Genomic DNA, 3,794 nt, shown 5'->3' with positions numbered 1-3,794 from the left:
TGGTCCCGCCGAAGCCGGGACCGGTGGCCGCCACCATGCGGGTGCCGAACTCCGGCCCGGGCAGGCGGCCTTCGCCACCGAGCCGGACCAGCGCCGGCCGCGGCGTGGCGAGCACCGCGAACTGGGCCCCGGGCATCCAGGACTTGGCGTGTGCGGTGAGCGTGACGGGGACGTGGTCCAGCTTGGCCACGGAGTTGAGGAGGGCGCCCGCGTAGATGTAGTGCGCGAGCAGCCGTGCCGCCGAGGCGAGCACCCCGGGCCCGAAGTCGCAGACGCTCAGCTGCCGTAACTGCTGGACGAGGAGGGCGACTCCGAGCGGCGGGAGGTCGGCGGCCAGGATGGCGATCCGGTCCGTCTCCAGCAGGGAGCGCGCCGTGTGCAGCCGCCGCACGACGGCCGGGTCGGTGACGGCCGGGTGCACGGCGACGACGTAACCGTGCTGTTCCACGAGCGCGTTGAGCTCGTAGACGGTGTCCTCGACGGTGGCCCGTGGCTGGAGGGCGGCGGGCGGGGTGTGCCGGTCGGCGGAGGGAAGCACCAGGCCGGAACCGGACACGCTGATGGCAGTCGGCACCGCTCCACCCTCCCCGTCGGCCCCGGTCTTCACGTGCGCAGCGCTTTCACCAGCACGATATCCCCGGGTCACGGCATCCGACACCCGATTGGTCGAGATCGTCTCAACCGCGACCTGTCCGATGATCACGCCGTTTCCGCATATGCGCCAACTCGCTTTCGGCACACATCAGTTGCTGTGGCCGCCGCACTCTTGACACCGGCATTGGTCTGGACCAAGTTGGTCTAGACCGGCTTGAACTCGCCGTTGCGAGCGGTCCGGCCACCCCCGGTCGCACCTCTCGCCGCGCCCCGCCACCCCCTCACCCGCAGGGAGCCCCCATGCAGTTCACGCGTACCCTCCCCACCCTCTCTCCTCCCCCGGCGAGACCCCGGGTACTCGCCACCGCCCTGACCGCCGCGCTCGCGCTCGGCGCGACCGCGCTGGGCGTCGTCCCCGCCTCCGCCGCCGACGTGAACAACGTGCGCAACGGCGGCTTCGAGTCCGGCCTCACGAACTGGACCTGTTCGGCGGCCAGCGGCGCGGCCGTCACCTCCCCGGTGCACGGGGGCTCCCGCGCCCTGAAGGCCACCCCGGCCGGCCAGGACAACGCCCGGTGCAGCCAGGTCGTCGCCGTGCGGCCCAACTCGACCTACACGCTGAGCAGCTGGGTCCAGGGTGGGTACGCCTACCTGGGCGTGACGGGCACCGGCACCACGGACACCTCCACCTGGACCCCCGACTCCGGCTCCTGGAAGGAGCTGCGCACCACCTTCACCACCGGCGCCAACACCACGTCGGTGACCGTCTACACCCACGGCTGGTACGGCCAGGCGGCCTACTACGTCGACGACCTCTCGGTCTTCGGCCCCGACGGCGGCGGCGGTGACGGCGGCGGGCCCGAGGAGCCGGCCCTGCCCGCGGCCCCGGCCGGGCTGACGGTGTCCGGGACGACCTCGTCCTCCGTCTCCCTGACCTGGAACACCGTCCAGGGCGCCACCGGCTACACCGTCTACCGGGGCGGCACCCCGGTGGCGACCACCACCGGCACCTCGGCCACGGTCACGGGTCTCTCGGCCTCCACCGCCTACTCGTTCCAGGTCACCGCCTCCAACGCGGCCGGCGAGTCGGCGAAGTCCGCCACGGTGGCCGCGACCACCGGGCCCACGGACGGCGGGGGCGGCACCGGGCTGCCCAAGCACGCGGTCACCGGCTACTGGCAGAACTTCAACAACGGCGCGGCCGTGCAGACCCTGGCCCAGGTGCAGAACCAGTACGACATCATCGCCGTCGCCTTCGCCGACGCCACGGCCACACCGGGCACCGTCGACTTCACCCTCGACTCGGCCGGCCTGAACGGCTACACCGAGGCGCAGTTCAAGGCCGACGTCCGCGCCAAGCAGGCGGCCGGCAAGAAGGTCATCATCTCCGTCGGCGGCGAGCTCGGCGCGGTCCGGGTGGCCGACTCGGCCTCCGCGACCAACTTCGCCAACTCGGTGTACGCGCTGATGCAGGAGTACGGCTTCGACGGCGTCGACATCGACCTCGAGAACGGCCTCAACGCCACCTACATGACGCAGGCGCTGCGCTCCCTGTCGGCGAAGGCCGGGCCGGACCTGATCATCACCATGGCCCCGCAGACCATCGACATGCAGTCGACGTCGGGCTCGTACTTCCAGACGGCGCTGAACATCAAGGACATCCTGACCGTCGTCAACATGCAGTACTACAACAGCGGTTCGATGCTGGGCTGCGACGGCAAGGTCTACTCGCAGGGCTCGGTCGACTTCCTCACCGCCCTCGCCTGCATCCAGCTCCAGGGCGGGCTCGCGCCCTCCCAGGTCGGCATCGGCGTCCCCGCCTCCACCCGCGGAGCGGGCAGCGGCTACGTCTCGCCGACCATCGTCAACAACGCCCTGGACTGCCTGACCAAGCTCACCAACTGCGGTTCCTTCAAGCCCTCCAAGGCCTACCCGGACCTGCGGGGCGCGATGACCTGGTCGACCAACTGGGACGCCACCGCCGGCAACGCCTGGTCCAACGCCGTCGGCCCGCACGTCCACGCCCTGGGCTGACGCCCACCCCTCCGCCCCGCCTCCCCACCTCCCCCGCCACGGAGGCGGGCCCCGCCCCCGCAGAGCCTGACGCCTGCGGGGGCGGGCGCGTTCACCCACCCTCACCCGCGCACGTACCCGGAAGGCAGTTGAGTACCGCTACTCAGGCGGCGGGCACGGCCGGACCCGATGCTGAGGGGGAACTCGCACCCGGCCGGGGACGGGGACAGGGAGAACCGAGGAGCAGTCATGACCGTCGGACACATACTGCGGACGCTGGGCCGGATGACCTTCGGCAACCTCGCGTCGCGCATCTACCTCGGCGTGGTCGCCGGATCCGTGCTCGCGCTGGAGGTGGCGGTCCACGGATTCGGCAACGGCGACTACGGCTTCGGCCTGGTGTATCCGATGCTGCTGACCTCACCGGCCTTCTTCCTCGTCGCCCCGCTGTTCCCGTGGACCGACGCCGCGTGGGCCCCCTACCTGACGATCGCGCTCGCCGCGCTGCTCCAGTCACTGGCCATCGGCGCCCTGGTGCGGCTCGTCCGCCGCCTGTCGTCCTCCGGACCGGGACAGGTCGTCGGCTAACCTGCGCAGCATGACCGACGACCCCCGCTTCACCGCCGCCTTCTGGGACGACCGCTACTCCTCGGCCGAGCGCCTGTGGAGCGGGAACCCCAACCCCGCACTGGTCGAGGAGGTCTCCGGCCTGACGCCCGGACGCGCGCTGGAGGCCGGCTGCGGGGAGGGCGCGGACTCGATCTGGCTGGCGCGGCAGGGGTGGACGGTCACCGGCACGGACGTCTCGCGGGTGGCCCTGGAGCGGGCCGCCGTGCACACTCCGCCGGAGCTGGCCGGGCGGCTCACCTGGCGGTGGACCGACGTGCTGGACCAGGTGCCGGAGACGGGCGCGTACGGCCTGGTGTTCACGGCCTTCCTGCACCTGCCCTCCGCCGTCCGGCGCCAGGTCTTCGCCGGCCTCGCCGAGGCCGTCGCCCCCGGCGGCAGCCTGGTGGTGGTCGCGCACCACCCCCGCGACCTCGACGAGGGCGCCGTCCCGCGGCCGCCGGAGCCGGACCTCTTCTACACGGCCGACGAACTGGCCGAGGACCTCGTCCCGGTCGGCGGATGGCAGGTCCGTACCCGGGCCGCCCGGCCGCGGACGGTGACCCACGAGGGCCGCGAGG

Annotated in this window: 3 protein-coding genes and 1 pseudogene; 3 read left to right on the top strand and 1 reads right to left on the bottom strand. The window is 72.3% G+C overall.

Going from position 1 to position 3,794, the window contains the following annotated elements; all coding sequences use genetic code 11:
- Positions 1-574: pseudogene (locus tag HW445_RS21855) on the bottom strand (hypothetical protein); the annotation flags it as partial.
- Between the two features lie 320 nt (positions 575-894).
- Between HW445_RS21855 and HW445_RS21850 the strand changes: the two are divergent.
- The 3 genes from HW445_RS21850 to HW445_RS21840 all read left to right on the top strand — a co-directional run.
- Positions 895-2,628, top strand: coding sequence for a chitinase (locus HW445_RS21850; protein WP_180222678.1), 1,734 nt, complete (start codon positions 895-897; stop codon positions 2,626-2,628).
- 228 nt (positions 2,629-2,856) lie between these two features.
- Positions 2,857-3,195: an SCO4225 family membrane protein gene (locus tag HW445_RS21845; RefSeq protein WP_180222677.1), complete on the top strand. Its 339-nt coding sequence runs from the start codon at positions 2,857-2,859 to the stop codon at positions 3,193-3,195.
- Positions 3,196-3,205: 10 nt separating this feature from the next.
- Positions 3,206-3,794 (top strand): bifunctional 2-polyprenyl-6-hydroxyphenol methylase/3-demethylubiquinol 3-O-methyltransferase UbiG (locus HW445_RS21840; protein WP_180222676.1); only part of this gene is annotated, 589 nt, incomplete at its 3' end.

It is taken from the genome of Streptomyces sp. UH6, assembly GCF_013421635.1.
GTDB classification, from domain to species: domain Bacteria; phylum Actinomycetota; class Actinomycetes; order Streptomycetales; family Streptomycetaceae; genus Streptomyces; species Streptomyces abyssomicinicus.
Note: the sequence above shows the minus strand (reverse complement) of the source record. Positions and strands in the feature narration are given on the sequence as shown.